At 48.1% G+C, this 17,579-nt stretch carries 12 protein-coding genes; all 12 read left to right on the forward strand.

Annotation, left to right across the window (positions count from 1 at the left end):
* The first annotated feature begins 4 nt into the window (after positions 1 to 4).
* The 12 genes from fumC to AC4PM4_RS03710 all read left to right on the forward strand — a co-directional run bounded on the left by fumC (position 5) and on the right by AC4PM4_RS03710 (position 17,306).
* The gene (gene fumC / locus AC4PM4_RS03655) at positions 5 to 1,393 is read left to right on the forward strand and encodes a class II fumarate hydratase (protein ID WP_079695999.1); all 1,389 of its coding nucleotides are present in this window, start codon (positions 5 to 7) and stop codon (positions 1,391 to 1,393) included.
* Between the two features lie 179 nt (positions 1,394 to 1,572).
* Positions 1,573 to 4,317 carry a CHASE3 domain-containing protein gene (locus AC4PM4_RS03660; protein WP_090950003.1) on the forward strand — a complete coding sequence of 915 codons (2,745 nt, stop codon included), beginning with the start codon at positions 1,573 to 1,575 and terminating at the stop codon, positions 4,315 to 4,317.
* A 255-nt stretch (positions 4,318 to 4,572) separates the two neighbouring features.
* Complete coding sequence (locus AC4PM4_RS03665) at positions 4,573 to 6,195, forward strand: PucR family transcriptional regulator (protein ID WP_274567018.1); 1,623 nt, start codon at positions 4,573 to 4,575, stop codon at positions 6,193 to 6,195.
* Between the two features lie 296 nt (positions 6,196 to 6,491).
* Complete coding sequence (gene pucL / locus AC4PM4_RS03670; RefSeq protein WP_491612776.1) at positions 6,492 to 7,997, forward strand: factor-independent urate hydroxylase; 1,506 nt, start codon at positions 6,492 to 6,494, stop codon at positions 7,995 to 7,997.
* Positions 7,994 to 8,374: a hydroxyisourate hydrolase gene (gene uraH / locus AC4PM4_RS03675; protein WP_491612777.1), complete on the forward strand. Its 381-nt coding sequence runs from the start codon at positions 7,994 to 7,996 to the stop codon at positions 8,372 to 8,374. The genes pucL and uraH overlap by 4 nt, the downstream gene beginning before the upstream one ends.
* Positions 8,375 to 8,414: 40 nt before the next feature.
* Positions 8,415 to 9,833 carry an allantoinase AllB gene (gene allB / locus AC4PM4_RS03680; RefSeq protein ID WP_491612778.1) on the forward strand — a complete coding sequence of 473 codons (1,419 nt, stop codon included), beginning with the start codon at positions 8,415 to 8,417 and terminating at the stop codon, positions 9,831 to 9,833.
* Complete coding sequence (locus AC4PM4_RS03685) at positions 9,820 to 11,121, forward strand: Zn-dependent hydrolase (RefSeq protein ID WP_491612779.1); 1,302 nt, start codon at positions 9,820 to 9,822, stop codon at positions 11,119 to 11,121. The genes allB and AC4PM4_RS03685 overlap by 14 nt, the downstream gene beginning before the upstream one ends.
* A 6-nt stretch (positions 11,122 to 11,127) precedes the next feature.
* Entirely contained in the window at positions 11,128 to 12,369 is a 1,242-nt protein-coding gene (locus tag AC4PM4_RS03690) for a pyridoxal-phosphate-dependent aminotransferase family protein (protein WP_072732905.1), read from the forward strand.
* Positions 12,363 to 13,961, forward strand: coding sequence for a gamma-glutamyltransferase (gene ggt / locus AC4PM4_RS03695; RefSeq protein WP_491612780.1), 1,599 nt, complete (start codon positions 12,363 to 12,365; stop codon positions 13,959 to 13,961). The genes AC4PM4_RS03690 and ggt overlap by 7 nt, the downstream gene beginning before the upstream one ends.
* A gap of 107 nt (positions 13,962 to 14,068) precedes the next feature.
* On the forward strand, positions 14,069 to 15,391 hold the full coding sequence (locus AC4PM4_RS03700; protein WP_090806403.1) for a 5'-deoxyadenosine deaminase: 1,323 nt from the start codon (positions 14,069 to 14,071) through the stop codon (positions 15,389 to 15,391).
* A 129-nt stretch (positions 15,392 to 15,520) separates the two neighbouring features.
* On the forward strand, positions 15,521 to 16,696 hold the full coding sequence (locus AC4PM4_RS03705; RefSeq protein ID WP_491612781.1) for an XdhC family protein: 1,176 nt from the start codon (positions 15,521 to 15,523) through the stop codon (positions 16,694 to 16,696).
* On the forward strand, positions 16,662 to 17,306 hold the full coding sequence (locus tag AC4PM4_RS03710; RefSeq protein WP_491612782.1) for a nucleotidyltransferase family protein: 645 nt from the start codon (positions 16,662 to 16,664) through the stop codon (positions 17,304 to 17,306). The genes AC4PM4_RS03705 and AC4PM4_RS03710 overlap by 35 nt, the downstream gene beginning before the upstream one ends.
* Positions 17,307 to 17,579: the final 273 nt, after the last annotated feature.

The following is a 17,579-nucleotide window of genomic DNA, read 5'->3' on the forward strand; positions in this document are numbered from 1 at the left end:
GCAAGTGGAATACCGCATTGAGAGAGATACGTTAGGTGAAATGAAAGTACCAGCCGACAGGCTGTGGGGAGCTCAAACGCAGCGCAGCAAGGAGAACTTTCCGATTGGTCGCGAGCATATGCCGATGGAAGTTGTACGTGCTCTTGCCATATTGAAAAAAAGCGCTGCTGCCAGTAACCATAAATTAGGTAAATTATCCGCTGCCAAATCGGATGCAATCGCTTATGCTGCTGATGAAATTATTGCAGGCCGAATTGATGATCATTTCCCGCTCGTGGTATGGCAGACGGGTAGCGGAACACAGTCCAACATGAACGTAAACGAGGTCATTGCCAATCTGGGTAACCAGCTGCTGGAACAAAAGGGCAAGGAAGAACGTCTGCATCCGAATGATGATGTGAACATGTCCCAGAGCTCCAATGATACATTCCCAACGGCTCTGCATGTTGCAGGTGTACTTGCTGTTGAAGATCAGCTCTTGCCGGCAATCGCGGTGCTGAAAGCCACTTTTGCAGACAAATCGGAACAATTCAAAGATATTATCAAAATTGGACGTACTCATCTTCAGGATGCAACGCCAATTACACTCGGTCAGGAGATCAGCGGCTGGGAAGCGATGCTCGATAAGAGTGAACGCATGATCCGGGATAGTGTTAATTATATGAAAGAACTCGCAATTGGTGGTACAGCTGTGGGAACCGGAATTAATGCACATCCTGACTTTGGTGATTATACAGCCAAAGAAATTGGCAAGCATACCGGCAAGGATTTTGTATCCGCTCCAAACAAATTCCATGCGCTTACAAGTCATGATGAAGTGGTCTACGCTCACGGTGCAGTTAAAGCGCTTGCAGCTGACTTAATGAAAATTGCCAATGATGTTCGCTGGCTGGCTAGTGGCCCACGAAGTGGTCTGGGAGAGATTCGTATTCCAGAGAACGAACCGGGCAGTTCCATTATGCCGGGTAAAGTGAATCCAACCCAGAGCGAAGCGATGACCATGGTGGTTACGCAAGTGATGGGGAACGATGCGGCGATTGGCTTCGCGGCAAGTCAGGGTAACTTCGAGTTGAATGTGTTCAAACCGGTTATTATCTATAACTTCCTGCAATCTGTTCAGCTTCTCGCTGATTCCATCGTTGCATTCAATGATAAGTGTGCGGTGGGTATTGAGCCTAACCTCAGTCAGATAGAACATAATCTGAATAATTCGCTTATGCTGGTTACTGCTCTTAATCCGCACATCGGTTATGAGAATGCAGCCAAAATTGCCAAGCTTGCGCATAAGGAAGGACTGTCTCTGAAAGAAGCCACTTTGCAGACAGGTCTGCTTACGGAAGAGCAATTCGATCAGTATGTTGATCCAGCGAAAATGATTGCCCCGAAAGCCTAATCAATCATTATCATGCGAACTTCATTCTAATAAACAAGCGACCTGCATCCGCAGGTCGTTTTTTAGCTCGTGAGGTTTCGTGAACTAATACTTGTCAGTCTATACGTATACATATAAACTACATATGCGACTGTTTTTTTAATCGATCGGAATTGTTTATTTCATTGGAGGTTTCTGCGTTGTCGAAAAAGAGAAGATTCACGATACGCTCCAAAATTCTATTGGGCTATCTAGTGGTTGTGTTGTTATTTGGTGCTGTGTTGCTGGTGTTATCTGCCCAAATTGATGCATCGCAGAAGGAAATCGATTTTATCAGCCACCACGACCTGGAAGTGCATAACCTGACCAACGCAATTGAGAAAAATGTTCTGAATATGGAAACAGGACAGCGGGGATTCATGATTACCGGGGAAGAAAGTTATTTGGAGCCATACACCCAAGCAATGACCCAATGGAACTCCAATTATGCCCAACTGTATGAGCTGGTTAGCGATAACCCATCCCAGCAGAAGAGCCTGGAGAACATCAAATCACATATTGTCCGCTGGATTGATGTTGCCGGAACAGCCTCGGTAGCCCTAAAAAGACAAGGGGATCAGGAGAAAGTTATTGATTTTTTCCATTCCGATCCGGGGAAAAGCGAAATTGATCTGTTACGGTCCCAGTTTGAAACCTTCCGCAACACAGAGATGGGCCTTACGGAGAGTCGGGTGACTGAGCTCGCCGAACGAAGCTCCACACTGCTTACGATTATGTACACCTTATGGGCTGTCGTTGCTGGACTATCTGTTGCCGCAGCGCTTGTCATTTCGGGTAATATCGTCAAAACCCTGCGTGAAGTCAAACAAACCATCACTGACATATCCCAAGGCGGCAATCTTACACAGCGTATTGTTGTCCGAACACATGATGAAGTCGGTGATTTGGGCCAAGAGACCAATATATTGCTGGACACGGTACAGGAACAGAATCGACTTAAGGATCAGGTCGCCAACATCGCCACGCTCCTACAGAACCCTACGAGCCTGGAGGGACTGTCACGCTTGTTCCTAAACCAGGTCGCGATCCTGTTAGAAGCCCCGTATGGCGTGTTATATGCGATGAAAGAGAATCGTCTCATTCGTGTAGCTGCGTATGCAGCAGATGGCGAGAAAGAGCGTTCCCTTGGTAAAGTGTCCGTTGCACCGGGTGAGGGATTAGTTGGTCAGAGTGCAATTGAGAAGCGGGTTCTGCAAATGAACGACTTGCCTCAAAATTATATTCGTATCTCATCGGGTCTTGGTGATGCGTCAGCTGCATCACTCACGGTAGCCCCTGTGGTATTTGAAGGTAAAACGATAGCTGTAATCGAACTGGCTTCCATGAAGCCAATCGAATCTAAGGAAACAAAGCTGCTAACCGAACTGATCGAAATCTTCGGGGTGTCGCTTCATTCCACCGTCACACGCATGGAATTACAGCATTTGTATGATGAATCCCAGGTACTGAATGAAGAATTGCAGACACAATCAGAGAAATTGCAGGCACAGACCGAAGAGATGGTGTCTCAGACGGAAGAGTTACATATGCAGACAGAAGAACTGCACATGTTGAACGAGCGTCTGGAACTGCAGAAAAATGCGGCTGAGACCTCTGCCAGTGAACTTGCAGAAGTAGCGGATCAGTTACGGACAAGCTCTGGTTACAAATCTGAGTTCCTGGCGAATATGTCGCATGAACTGCGTACTCCGCTGAACAGTATGCTGATTCTGTCCGAGATTTTGGCTGAGAACAAGCATCAGCACTTAAACAGTGAAGAACAGAAATATGCTTCGGTGATCCATGCATCAGGCAAGGACCTGTTGAATCTGATTAACGATATTCTCGATCTTTCCAAAGTGGAGGCCGGGGAGATGGAAGTGGACTTGGATGATGTCTATCTTGGAAGCCTGCCCGAAGCGATGAATCAATATTTCCTGAAAACGGCTGAGCAAAAAGGAATTGATTTCCGTATTCAGCTTCAAAGCCCTCTGCCGGAAACGATTTTTTCCGACGAGATGCGGTTACATCAGATTCTGAGAAATTTGCTTTCCAACGCATTCAAATTCACCAATGAAGGAGAAGTGGCCTTAACTATTTCCAGAGTGAGTCTGTCCAATCCTGAAGGGAACGGAGCAGAGACGGATGTTATAGCTTTCTCGGTTAGTGATACCGGAATTGGTATTTCGGAGAACAAACTGCTGCAGATCTTTGATGCGTTCAAACAGGCCGATGGAGCCACAGCTCGAAAATACGGTGGAACCGGACTGGGACTGTCGATCTCTCAATCCCTTGCCAATCTGTTGGGAGGATCAATCTCGGCAACGAGCCGCGAAGGACAAGGAAGTGTCTTCACCCTATTCCTCCCGCTTAGAAGGGAAGAGCCTGAGGTTATGCAGAACTCCAGATTGTTCTTGAATGAGGTTGCTGTGACTGCTCCTGAAATAAACAGTGCTTCAGGAATGAATTCAACCAAAATCGAGATGTTGCTGACTCCACTTGAAGAATCATTATTGAATGGTCGTCAGGTTCTCGTTGTCGATGATGATATTCGAAATGTTTATGCCTTGGCAAATGCCCTTGAGCAGTATGACATGAAAGTGATAACAGCTCAGAATGGCTACGAGTGTCTGGAGATGTTAGAGAGCGGAGAAGCGAATCCGGATATTATCTTGATGGATATCATGATGCCAGAGTTGGATGGGTATGAGACCACTCGCCAGATCCGTGATAGATTGAATCTCAAGAAGCTCCCTATTATTGCTTTGACTGCCAAAGCCATGAAAGAAGATCGTGATAAATGTATCGCGGCAGGAGCTTCGGATTATATTAGCAAACCGCTCAATATGAAAGAGGTACTCTCACGCATGAAATTATGGCTGAGTCATGAAACATTGGGAATCTGATCTTTTCCGTTTGAAATTCAACAGTATTAACTCAAAAATAAAACCTATGCCAGTTGCGCAATAATTGCTGCAATTGTGTCATGGGTTTTATTTTTTTCTCATGTAAGCTATTAAAATAAAAATGATGTTATAATACTTAACAACAATCAAGGTTTATTTCAATAAAATGGTTAAAACCAAGTATGGAACCTTTGTTCAATTCCAAATTAAGGATATAAACGGCTTCATGCGTTATATATATGGGAGGTAATGTCCATGCAGCTCACGGTTAAAGAGGCTTTACAGGTATACCCGTTGTCTGAGGCCAGACTGGTTGCAGGTGGGGAAGGGACTTCGCGGATGATGAAATCCGTTAACGTCATGGACGCTCCAGATATAGCGGATTGGATCAAATCCGGAGAACTGCTGTTCACAACCGCGTTTATTATGAAAGACAATGAGACGGATGCACTTCGTTTGATGCGCCGCCTGAACGAACGTGGTTGTGCTGGGCTTGGCATTAAATTGGGCCGCTTCTGGCAGGCCATTCCGCAAGGAATTATCGAGGAAGCAGATCGACTGCGGTTACCGCTACTGGAACTGCCGTTTCAGTTTACATTTTCAGACCAGATGAATGCGTTATTCAAGGCTGAACATGAACGCAGCAATCGTTTACTGCACGAGGTGGTGCAAAAACAGAAAAAATTGATGCAGTTTGCATTGCAGCAGCAACAGCATCGGAATGTATTTGCCGAACTAGCTACCGTGTTGAATTATCCACTTGCGGTTATTGGCTCCCGCGGACATGTGCTCTATGGTAGCGAAGGTATTGCGGGAGATGCTGTAGTACAAGGTTGGCCTTGGAAATCCGTCATGCACCGAGTGAAATGGAATCAGGGAAGCTGCCACCGGGTACCCATCAAGCAGAATGATGAAGAATACGGATTTTTGCTTGTCTTCACAGACTCGGCGCTGTCACTTAGAGCGGAGGAAGAATTGTTTCAGCAGGCTGCGGATGTCTTGGCATTCTATATGGATATGACCTATCGAGAACACATTAACCCCACCGTTCAGGATGAGATGCGTACGCTGTTAACCCAATATCTAGATAACAAAATGACGGTAGATGAACTCACCAAGCTCAGCGAGAATAAAGGCGTTCATCTGTTCCAGGGGACCTACCAATGCGTGTTGATCACACTGGAACCGTCTGTTTTTGCAGAAGGAAAGCTGTTGAAGCAGATCCACCGTGAGTTGCAGTACAATCCGCTTATGCAATTCACGGCCTCACAGCATTTTCAGATCGAAGATGGCATACTATCCATCTATACCTGTCCAACGGGGAGGGATTATGGAGAGGAATTATCAGCATTCCTGCTTAATCGATTCGGGGATGTTCTTGCAGCACAGGAAGCCAAGGGAGCATCTGCACCGCGTTTCTGGATCAGCAAAATGAAGCATGAGCCGAAGTCGCTACGCGAAGCCTATCAGGAATGTCTGGATACTCGCCAACTGGCTCGCCGATTCGGTATGAAGGATCGGGCTCTCCAGTTTGAGATGCTGGAATTCGCCTATGTGTTCCAACATGTTCCAGATAACATCATGGAGAATTACTGCAATAAAGTACTTGAGCCTTTACTGGCCAGGGACGGCGATCCCAATCAGGTGCTGATGAATACGTTGGAATCTTTTATCGAGAATGATGGACTCATTAACGAAGCTGCGAAGCAACTATTTGTGCATCGGAATACCGTTACCTATCGAATGGAGAAAGTCGGAAGTTTGCTGCAAATGGACTTTAAGAAGACTAATGATTTGCTGAAATTAAAGCTCGTGTTCACCTTCCGTAAGTTTGTGCGGGACAAAACTACGGCTAGGCCGTATTCGCAGCATTATTAACTGAAGAGTGGACCTACTTAATACGTAAATACTTTTATGATCATAATCATTATCCAGAACAAGTGTTGTGCAGCATGACAATGAAACAGGCATGTCAGATAAAACCGTATTTCCCTTGAGGAAGTGCGGTTTTTTTAGCTTTTCATTACATTTGAACAACCAAATCCCGTGCATTGCTAACAAATCACATAACTGATGTTATGTTATATTACAAAATTACGTAAATATTGTTGTCGCAGTATCGAGAGACACTTAAAATGAAAAACAACAATCCACAGAAGACCGGAGGTTCTAACATGGGCGACTTCATTAAACTCGTTAACAACTGGTCTATCACACAGTTCGTGCATACGTTTGGCGGACTATTCGAAGAATCACCTTGGGTGGCGGAGCGTTCCTGGCCTTCACGGCCATTTGACTCTTTTGAACACATGATGAATGTCATGAAGAACACAGTTCAGACATCCGATGAGAAGGTCAAGTTGCAGTTGCTTTGCAATCACCCGGATCTCGGTGCGCGGATCAGCATGAGCAGCAATTCTGTTCAAGAACAGGCTGGTGCAGGGCTTAATTCACTTTCGTCGGAGCAATATCACGAACTTAGTAAACTAAACAAAGAATATACAAGCCAATTCGGCTTTCCTTTTATATTGGCCGTGAAAGGTCACACAGCTCAGTCCATCCTGGAGTCCATGCGGAAGCGCAATGGGAGAGGAAGAGAGGAGGAATTCCAGACCGCCCTGAAGGAAGTGTTCAAGATTGCTTCCATTCGATTGGAGCAGTGGCTGGTGCAGATTGGTCATGAACATGAGATTGAATTTAAGCCATCCGAAGTAAAGCAACGGACCATGTATTACGGCAAAGGAGATGTATGGATGTACCGCTCATACGGCAAACCGTTGACGGGTATTCAGCCCATCCCGGAATCTCCATTCACCGGACGGAATAATATCCTGTTCGGATTAAACATTAAAGTAGCCGTGCAAGGCGACGAATTTCTGCCTTCTTTTATCGAAGGAGATAACTCTCGCGTCGTTGCAACGGATTCAATGAAGAATTTCATCCTGAAACATGCTGCGGATTACTACGGAGCTACGGTGGAGGGTTTTCTCGATTACGTTAGCCGACGTTTTCTGGAGACATATCCGCAGATGACCAAAGTGCAAATGACGGCAGATCAGATTCCTTTTGAAGATGTGCCTGTTCGCAGAGAAGGAAGCCTTCGTGCAAGCGAGCTGGTATTCCGTTATTCCCAGAATGATCGCGCGACGGCTGCAATTGAAGCGCAGCGAAAAGGAAATCAGGTTGAACTGAACAATCATTTCAGTGGTGTCGCAGATATCAGGCTGATTAAGGTCAAAGGCAGTGAATTTGCCGGTTTCGTCAAGGATGAGCACACCACCTTACCCGAGACATGGGACCGTCCACTGTTCATTTTCCTGAATATCAATTGGCGTTACGAAGACCCGAGAGATGGCATGGACGATCAGCGCGGACGTTATGTAGCGGCGGAGCAGGTAAGAGATGTAGCTGCAGCCGTGTTCCATGCGTGTCGTTCGGCATCCATTCAGCATCTAATTTATCAGATTGGACTAAGGCTATTGCGACGATTTGGACAGCTCAGTGAGGTTTCATTTGAATCCAACAATCGGACATGGGAAACGGTGCTGGAGGAAGTAAAAGAAGGAGAAGGCAAAGTATTCACCGAGGCCAGGCCTCCTTATGGGTTTCAGGGTTTCTCAATGACAAGGGATGATCTAGAGGCTGACCAGAGGGGCTCGAAGAGAGAAGGTGAGGCATGATGTCGGTAGCTGGAGGACGGATTACTACGCATGTGCTGGATACTTCCAAGGGCGTTCCGGCCGCAGGCGTGCGGGTTGAACTTTTTGTATTACACAGAGATGGCGAGAAGGAAAGCAAAATGAAAGTTGCTGAATCGTTGACCAATGCCGATGGGCGTCTGGATGCACCTTTGCTTGAAGGCGGGAAGCTTGAGCAAGCGGTCTACGAGCTTCATTTCAACGTTGAGGGATATTACTCACAGCGATCTCTTGAAGAATTAGGGCAGGTATTATGGACGGTTGTGCCGATCCGGTTTGCCGTATCCGATGCTTCAAGTCACTACCACATTCCTCTGTTGATTGCGCCTGGAGGTTACAGTACATACCGGGGAAGCTGAAATATACGAATCCAGTTCTGATCAGAGGAGGGTCATCCATATGACAAGATTAGATACGATCATCCGGGGGGCCCGGGTAGTGTTGAGAGATAGCGTGGAAGAACTGGATATTGGGATTACTGGTGAACAAATATCAGCTTTGTCCTTACACCTGGTGGGTGATGAAGATACTGAAATAATAGAAGCAAATGGGCTTACTGTGATGCCAGGGGCGGTGGACATCCATGTTCACTTTAATGAACCTGGACTCGCGAGCTGCTGGGAGGGATTTAAGTCGGGATCCGCATCACTGGCTGCTGGTGGAATTACGACGTACGTTGATATGCCTCTTAATGGTGTCCCCCCAACGATAAGACCGGAGGCTTGGGAGTCGAAAATGAAAGCAGCCGACGGTCAATCCTATGTTGATTATGCGTTCTGGGGAGGACTTGTTCCCGGCAATCGGGCCGAGCTTGCACCTTTGGCCGATATGGGTGCGGCCGGATTCAAAGCATTTATGTCCGAACCTGGCGGAGAAGGGGAAGACATCTTCGCCAGAGCGGATGACGATACACTTTTGAATGGCATGTACGAGATTGCAAAGCTAAACCATATACTGGCGCTTCATGCGGAAGACGAAGCGATGGTTGCTGAACTTGGGGCCAGAAGTGTTGCAGATGGACGAATCGGACCGATGGATTACGTGCAATCTCGCCCTGCAGAAGCAGAGGTTCGGGCGGTGTCACGAGCGCTGCAATATGGGGAGCAAACCGGATGTGCACTGCATTTTGTTCATATCAGTACACGGGAAGCGCTTGATCTGATTGCAGAGGCAAAACAGCGCGGGCTGGATGTAACTTCTGAAACATGTCCACATTACCTGACTCTGACAGAGGAGGATGTTGTCCGGTTGGGAGCTGTAGCCAAGTGTGCGCCGCCATTACGGAGTCAGGCTGAGCAAGATCAGTTATGGGATGCGCTGGCAGCAGGACTGATTGATGTTATTGCATCCGACCACTCACCCTGTCCGCCATCGATGAAACAATCTGATAATTTCTTTGAAATCTGGGGTGGCATCTCGGGTGCGCAAAGCACACTGCTGCTCATGTTGGATGAAGGACATCTACAGCGAAATGTAGACCTTCCGTTGCTGGGAAGAGTCCTGGCTCTGCAACCTGCCAGAAGGCTTGGATTGGAGAACAAAGGTGAAATCGACATCGGCAAGGACGCGGATCTGGTACTGATTGATTGGGAGAAGAATACCACCTTAAATACGGATGACCTGCACTACACACATAAACAGAGTCCTTATGTGGGACGCACGTTTTCCTCTAGCATTGCAGATGTGTTCTGCCGGGGCACACGAGTATACAGTTCAAAAACAGGATTGTCGGATGAACCTGTGGGACGATTTATCCGTGCTAACTCATCTGTTCCGGTTGGTGTTGAAGGAACGGAGGGGTATCATGACGGACTTTGAAGTACACACGTCTTCCGGTACGGAACGTCCCACCCAGGCTTTGCCGCAATTGGAGCAGGTGCAGCTGCAAGGCATGCTTGACTGGTTGTCTACATATGGCGCTGATCCCCAGGGAGGTGTGACACGTCTTTTGTACGACCAAGCATGGTGTAAGGCACAGCATGCGCTAGCGGCAAAAATGCAGGAGAAAGCGTTGGCTCCTGAATTTGATCAATCGGGCAACCTGTATGGAACTCTGCACGGTACGGGTTCAGGAACAGGAATGGAAGAGGCGCCGATTGTTACGGGTTCCCATATCGATACCGTGGTACAAGGTGGGAAGTATGATGGTGCATATGGCGTAGTTGCAGGAGTGCTCGCGCTAGAGTATCTACAGAAAAATTTTGGGGCACCCAAACGAACGCTTCAAGTCGTGTCCCTATGCGAGGAAGAAGGTAGTCGATTCCCCTTCGCTTATTGGGGATCACGAAGTATAACGGGGGTAAGCGTGCTGGAAGAAGTTCAGCATTTGAAGGATCAAGAAGGCATTACCTTTGCACAGGCAATACATGATGCAGGCTTTGGACCAGATAGTAGCTATAGAATGGCTTCACACACATACGGTGCATTTATCGAACTTCATATCGAGCAAGGTCAGGTCCTTGAACGATTGGGCCATTCGATTGGTATTGTATCGGATATTGTAGGCCAGAAACGCTTTAGCATTACAGTAAGTGGCGAAGCCAATCATGCCGGAACTACACCGATGTCCTGGCGCAAGGATGCACTTGCAGGTGCAGCCGAGATGATCACAGCCGTAAGACGCATTGCGCTTGAAGCGGGAGAACCACTTGTAGCCACTGTGGGTCGAATAACAGCTGATCCGGGTGTGGGTAACGTCGTTGCATCCCGAGCCGTATTCTCGCTCGATATCCGGCATATCAGGCAAGAGAGCATTGATCGATGCTGGCACAATATGCTACAGGAATTTAGCAGAATCGCAGCCGAGCAACAGCTCGGACTGAACTGGGAGGAGCACTTGTCTGTCACACCTATTCCGATGAACGAACAGATTACGTCAGACATTCGTGATATTTGTGAAGTGGAGCAATTATCCTATATGCACTTGCCAAGCGGCGCAGGACATGATTCGCAGATCTTTCAGCCGGCTTGCCCTACAGCGATGATCTTTGTACCTAGCCAAGATGGCATTAGCCATAATCCCCTTGAATATACAGCTGAAGAGGACCTGATGAAAGGTTTCCGGGTTCTCGTTCAGCTACTCTATAAATACGGTTACGGGAGTTGAGTGAAGATGTCCAACTATAAAGAATTGTCCCCTTCCTTGCGGACGATCATGACACCGGGGCCAGTTGAAGTTGACCCAAGAGTTCTGAGGGCATTATCCTTCCCGATCCTGGGGCAGTTTGATCCGGAGTTCACTTCCCTGATGAATGAGACGATGGCTATGCTGCGTGAACTATACATGACAGATAATGAGTGGTGTTATCCGGTGGATGGCACATCACGCTCAGGGATTGAAGCCGTGTTGGTCAGTCTGATTCAACCGGGGGACAAGGTGTTAGTCCCCATCTATGGACGCTTCGGACATCTGTTGGTTGAAATTTCGGAACGCTGCGGTGCCGAGGTTATCTTTTTTGAAACAGAATGGGGAACGGTATTTGATCCCGAAGAGGTAATCAAGGCGATCCATGCACATAAGCCGAGTTTGGTTGCGATGGTTCACGGCGAGACATCAACCGGGCAAATGCAGCCCCTCGCCGAGATTGGCAAAGCCTGTCGTGAACTCGATATTTTACTTGTCGTCGATGCAGTTGCCACAATCGGCGGTACACCTGTCGAGACGGATGCCTGGTATCTGGATGCGGTGATGGGTGGAACGCAGAAGTGTTTGTCCGTTCCATCCGGGATGGCGCCAATAACGTATAACAGCCGTGTGGAGAAGAAACTGATGAGCCGCAAAACCGTCGAACGAGGGCTCCGGGATGCAACAAGTGCTCGGGCTGAAGGGCGCACGATTGCCAGTAATTATTTTGACCTGAGCCAATTGCAGGACTACTGGAGCTCGGCACGGTTGAACCATCATACGGAGGCCACTTCGATGCTCTACGGTCTTCACGAAGGACTGCGAATTTTGCTTCAGGAAGGTCTGGATGCCCGTTTTCAGAGACATCGGATTAATGAACGAGCGTTGGTTGCGGGGATTCAGGGCATGGGGCTGAAACTGTATGGAGAGATGTCCAGTAAACTTCCAGTGGTCACCTGTATCGAAATACCCGATGGTATGGATGGTGAGTCGGTACGCAACATGCTTCTGAACGATTTCAGTATTGAGATTGCCAGCTCATTTGGACCACTGAAAGGCAAGATTTGGCGTATTGGTACGATGGGATTCAGCTGCCAGCGCAAAAATGTACTTCATGTGCTGGGCGCACTGGAAGCTGTACTGTTGCGTCATCGTCACGCCTTGCCAGCAGGCGAGGCCGTGCAGGCAGCGCTGGATGTGTATGCCGGAAAGGAGGGCGTCTTATGTTGAACCAGATGCCGATATCCAGAGAGGTGATGGTTACCTCCCCGCATTATTTAGCGAGTGCGGTTGGCAGCGCAATCCTCCAGCAAGGTGGTAACGCTTATGATGCTGCTGTCGCTGTAAGTGCCGCACTGGGTGTAGTCTACCCACACATGACAGGACTTGGCGGAGATGCTTTCTTTCTAATTCACGATGGAGCAAGTGGTGACATAACGGCCTACAACGGTAGCGGTCGTTCAGCAGCAGGCATTCATGCCGACACGTTCAAAGCGATGGGGATGAGCACCATTCCTCAGCGAGGTGTACTTAGTGCGATTACCGTTCCTGGAATGGTAGATGCATGGTGGGAAGTCTGGTCCCGCTATGGGAAGTTAAAGTGGGAACAGTTGCTTGAACCAGCTGCGCTATATGCGGAAGAGGGATGTCCTGTATCCCGAAATCTGCATTTGTGGCTGGAACGTGATGAGGATTTCATTATGGGGCATTCACCGCTGCGAGCGGTATTTGCCCCTTTTGGTACACTTTTGCAGGAAGGCGATCTACTCTTGCAGCCTGATCTTGCCTCTTCCATTCGCCTGATTCAGACAGGTGGACGCGATGTTTTTTATACCGGGGAACTGGCGGAGCAGCTAACTTCGGCTATTCGTGAGGATGGAGGCATGCTTGTCCCGGCGGATTTCGCAGCTCACAAGGGAGAGTGGGTGAAGCCGATCACTACCGATTACCGTGGCTATCAAGTTCACCAGATGCCGCCCAATTCACAGGGCTTCTCGATGCTGATGATGTTGAATATGCTGGAACATATTGATCTCTCTTCCGTTGCGCGGACGTCCCCCGAGTTCTATCATCTGATGGCTGAAGTGGTCAAAAAGGCTTTTCGTGACCGTGATCGTTATCTCACAGACCCGGATTTCAGGGATATTCCGCTGGGAAATTTGTTGTCCAAGGTTTATGGAAATGAATTATGGAACGAGATTCAGTCCGCTCCACCTGCTGTGGCACAGCCTTTTCTGTCCAAAATGATGGGTCAGGATACGGCTTATGCGGCGGTTGTGGACAATGAAGGCAATGCCGTCTCGTTTATCCAGAGCCTGTACTTTGATTTTGGCGCTGCTTATGTGCCCGGGGATACGGGTGTGATCATGCAGAACCGCGGTTCCTTTTTCTCACTTGATCCGAAGGACGCTAACGTATTGGAACCAAATAAACGCTCATTCCACACCCTAATGCCGGGTCTTGTCACTCGTAACGGGAAACCTTATATGCTCGTAGGTACGCAGGGCGGTGAGGGCCAACCTCAGACACAGTTATCAGTTCTTACGGGTGTGCTGGACTATGGTCTGAACATTCAGGAAGCCATTGGGTTACCGCGTTGGGTGTATGGGCGTACCTGGGGCGAGGAAGGCGACACGATGAGAGTGGAGAACCGCTATCATGACGACGTATGTGACACGCTTACCCGGTGGGGACATAACGTCGAAGCCAGAGCGCCTTGGGACGGAATTATGGGGCAGTCACAAGGGATTGTCATCCGTGAAGATGGCATGATTAGCGGGGCAGCAGATCCCAGGGGAGATGGCATGGCTATCGGGTGGTAGCGTGATTTATGTAAAGCATCATGCATAGATCCAAAGAAGATCATCTTTAAAATGCAGGATCAGAATAAGTAAATTTACGCAGATAGAAACGGATAGGGGAGATTATCATGGGAACGATCCTGCTAAAAGGTGCACAGCTCGTCACAATGAATGCAGAAGAGGATGTATTTACGGGAGATTTGCTGATCGAGGACAATAAAATCAAAGAAATTGCAGAGCATATCGATGTTCAGGCAGATCAGGTCATTGATGCTCGAGGCAAAGTGCTGCTTCCAGGTTTTATCCAGACGCATATTCATCTGTGTCAGACCTTGTTCCGTGGACGTGCGGACGATCTGGAACTGATGGATTGGCTTCGTCAACGCATCTGGCCGCTTGAGGCAGCGCATGATGAAGAGTCTGTCTATTACTCGGCGATGCTCGGCTTGGGCGAATTGATTTCCAGCGGGACAACAACCATTTTGGATATGGAGACCGTGCATCATACCGATTCGGCTTTTCAGGCGATGGCACAGAGCGGCATTCGGGTGATTTCCGGTAAAGTGATGATGGATCACGGGGATGAAGTTCCTGAACCGCTGCGTGAAAATACGGCTACCTCGCTGCAACAAAGTGTCGATTTGCTGGAGAAATGGAATGGATTCGGCGGTGGCCGTATTCAGTATGCGTTTTGTCCACGCTTCGTCGTCTCGTGCACCGAAGAATTATTGGTTGAGGTGCGTGACCTGTCGAATAAGTACCATGTGAAAGTGCACACCCATGCCTCCGAAAATCGTGGCGAGATCGAACTGGTAGAACACGAGCGTGGCATGCGCAACATTGTCTATCTGGATCATATCGGTCTAGCTACCCCAAGACTGGTGCTTGCCCACTGTGTGTGGCTGAGTGAGGAAGAGAAGGAGATTATTCGCAAACGCGGGGTAAAAGTCACCCACTGCCCTGGATCGAATATGAAACTGTCCTCAGGTATAGCGGATATTCCTGATCTGCTGAATCGCCAGATTGCGGTAGGGATTGGTGCCGATGGTGCGCCGTGCAACAACAATCTGGATATGTTCCAGGAAATGCGTCTGACCGCGCTCATTCAAAAGGTACCTCATGGTCCAACAGTGATGGACGCCCGTACGGTGCTTCGTATGGCGACGATGGGTGGAGCAGAAGTGCTCGGAATGTCCAAGGAAATCGGCAGTCTGGAAGTGGGTAAAAAAGCAGATATGTTGCTGCTGGATCTGGATGATTTTCATACGTACCCTTCCTATGAGACTGATGTGTATTCTCGTGTAGTCTATTCCGCAACTCGCAGCTGTGTAGACACCGTTATTATTGATGGAAGCATCGTGCTCCAAAACCGGAAGATTCAAACGATTGATCGTGGCATTGTGCTTCGTGAATCGGATAAAAGTATTGCAAGATTGATGAAACGTATCTAATCGAATGCAGCCGTATGAAACTCACCCAATGAACTATCTGAGCAAAAGTTGGACATTCAATCTTCGCTAAAAAGCTCAAGAATCACTTCTTCGGATTCGAATTCAAATCCCTGAAAGGATGGAGACACGATGGAAATGCATGATCTGTGTGCAATTGCAGCGCGGGAACCGCGCTGTGTTCTCGCAACAGCGGTTAAGGTAGAAGGTCATGCTTACCGTAAGCAAGGAGTCTCTATGCTTTTGACCGAAGAAGGTGCGATGTATGGCAGTATCAGTCCAGGTTGTCTGGAGAGTGATCTGCAGGCCAGGGTGGACCGTGTGCTGCATACACAGCAGTTGGAATTCGTGGAGTATGATATGCGTCCCGAAGATGATATGTCCTGGGGAGAAACGATTGGCTGCGGCGGGTTAATTATAGTGCTGCTAGAGCCGGTATGTGGTGAACTCAGGTCGATCATGTCCCATATGCATGCGTATTTTCAATCTGGATCAGCTGTGGAGCTAACCCGTTCATTCTACGATCAATACACCCGGATTCATTATGTGATTCAGCTCGCTGAGGGTGCAGAAAGGCAGACATCATTATACTCTTCTCCAGCTGTCAAGGGAGCTTCTCTAAATCCAATAAACACATTGATTACAGAGGAGACACCGCGACTATCATTGGTCGTTATTCATTCGTCTGAAGCTGATGATCTCACATCTAATTCTGGAGAGAGTGATCTTCAGAGGGATGGATTGACTGAGGTGGAGAAGTGGGATATCCCTTTACAGATCTCCGCAAAATATGTACCCAAACCCCGTCTGATTATCATTGGAGCCGGAAATGATGTGATCCCGGTCGCCCGTCTGGGCAAATCAGCAGGATTTCGTGTGGTTGTAGCGGATTGGCGAGAAACCTTGTGCACCGCTGAACGCTTTCCGGGTGTTGAGTTTGTTCGCGGTTTCCCAAGTGAGATCATACCTGTACTGGATATCCAAAGCGTGGATTATATCGTATTGATGAGTCATCAATTTCCGAGAGAACGGGAGTTTCTTGAATTACTTGAGGATCGGAATTATGCATACCTTGGTATTATGGGCTCCAGAACGCGAACAGCACGTTTGCTGAACGATCTCCCTCCACTAAAACAGTTGCATTCACCCGTCGGCTTGACCATTGGTGCCGATGGACCGGAAGAGATCGCAATCAGCATCGCAGCAGAACTTATTGCCTGTAAACGAGCAGCTGTTGCCGCAGAGCATCGCAACGTACAGAGGGGGATTGCACATGCGACTGACGGGCATCGTGCTAGCGGCAGGTAAGAGCAGCCGAATGGGGCGGGATAAACTGTCTATCGTCATGCCTGATGGAAGATGTTTGGCCGCATGGACATTGGAAGCTGCCTTGAAATCCGATTTGGAGAAAGTTATCTGTGTGGTCAAACCCGAGGATTCATTAGCGTGGATCCCCTCCATGTGGCTCAATGCAGCATCATATGGTTGTACTCCAGATACGACGATGAGGCTTCAGATTGCAATCTGTACCGATTATGTATACGGTATCGCCATGTCCCTTCACTGTGGCATTCTGTCTGCTATAGCATACAAGCCAGAAGGTGTGATGATAATTTTGGCAGATCAGCCGCTATTGCAGGCACAAGATATTAACAGGGTTGCTGAGTCGTTAGCCGTCAACAAACTGTGTGATTATGCAGCAGCTACGGATGGCGGTGGAGGCAAGCCTCCGGTCGCCTTTCGTGAGCATATGCTGGGGCCTCTTTTGTCGCTTAGCGGAGATGAGGGGGCGCGAAAAATCATGCGCAATGCCAAATATGCAGGCACGCATGTATCATTGTCTGAATTTAGCTTTTGGGATGCGGATACCGAACCAGAGCTGGAACGTATTTTGGATTATGTGAATGGCATAAGATGAATGAAAATCAAGGCAGAAGGAGCGATTCCTTGTGTATTATTTCTCGCAGTAATGAGGTCAGCCAGACCATCTGGTTGGCCTCTTTATTGTTTTGATCTAATTGGTTATGAAATGGCTTGTGTTAGCTTATCGCAGTAAACAATGCATCAGGCACAAATCAAAGAGTCTATTTATACATTTATCCAAAATGATGTGAAGATAATTGACCTTATTGTTGCAGTCCCATATGATTTGAAGAATTATTTGGATCATTCGTTCATATCCAACGTCCCG

Source organism: Paenibacillus sp. MDV22-iso6, from assembly GCF_058408365.1.

Bases quoted from the DNA above. Each gene is read 5' to 3' on its own strand.
- pucL (WP_491612776.1), top strand. From the start codon at position 6,492: ATGGGCGACTTCATTAAACTCGTTAACAACTGGTCTATCACACAGTTC.
- AC4PM4_RS03705 (WP_491612781.1), top strand. From the start codon at position 15,521: ATGGAAATGCATGATCTGTGTGCAATTGCAGCGCGGGAACCGCGCTGT.
- uraH (WP_491612777.1), top strand. From the start codon at position 7,994: ATGATGTCGGTAGCTGGAGGACGGATTACTACGCATGTGCTGGATACT.
- allB (WP_491612778.1), top strand. From the start codon at position 8,415: ATGACAAGATTAGATACGATCATCCGGGGGGCCCGGGTAGTGTTGAGA.
- ggt (WP_491612780.1), top strand. From the start codon at position 12,363: ATGTTGAACCAGATGCCGATATCCAGAGAGGTGATGGTTACCTCCCCG.
- AC4PM4_RS03685 (WP_491612779.1), top strand. From the start codon at position 9,820: ATGACGGACTTTGAAGTACACACGTCTTCCGGTACGGAACGTCCCACC.
- AC4PM4_RS03690 (WP_072732905.1), top strand. From the start codon at position 11,128: ATGTCCAACTATAAAGAATTGTCCCCTTCCTTGCGGACGATCATGACA.
- AC4PM4_RS03665 (WP_274567018.1), top strand. From the start codon at position 4,573: ATGCAGCTCACGGTTAAAGAGGCTTTACAGGTATACCCGTTGTCTGAG.
- AC4PM4_RS03700 (WP_090806403.1), top strand. From the start codon at position 14,069: ATGGGAACGATCCTGCTAAAAGGTGCACAGCTCGTCACAATGAATGCA.
- AC4PM4_RS03710 (WP_491612782.1), top strand. From the start codon at position 16,662: ATGCGACTGACGGGCATCGTGCTAGCGGCAGGTAAGAGCAGCCGAATG.